Raw genomic sequence first — 209 nt, 5'->3', positions numbered from 1 at the left:
TTCAATCATTTCTTCCGCGGCAAGGACCACCCTTCGGGCGGGGACCAGGTGTTCTTCCAGGGCCACGCCTCTCCGGGCATGTACGCCCGGGCGTTCATGGAAGGGCGTTTGTCGGAGGAGGATCTGGACGGTTTCCGGCAGGAGAAGTCCAAGGAAGGCCATGCCCTGTCCTCGTACCCGCACCCCAGGTTGATGCCGGGGTTCTGGGA

The 209-nt window shown here is 63.2% G+C and carries 1 protein-coding gene; it reads left to right on the top strand.

The window, feature by feature from the left end; all coding sequences use genetic code 11:
- On the top strand, positions 1 to 209 hold a 209-nt coding region (locus FDP28_RS20445; RefSeq protein ID WP_144663434.1), incomplete at both ends, for a hypothetical protein.

This window comes from Paenarthrobacter nicotinovorans, assembly GCF_007670255.1.
Taxonomy (GTDB): Bacteria; Actinomycetota; Actinomycetes; order Actinomycetales; family Micrococcaceae; genus Arthrobacter; species Arthrobacter nicotinovorans_B.
The sequence above is the reverse complement of the archived record's forward strand: the minus strand, read 5'-3'. Positions and strand labels throughout refer to the sequence as shown.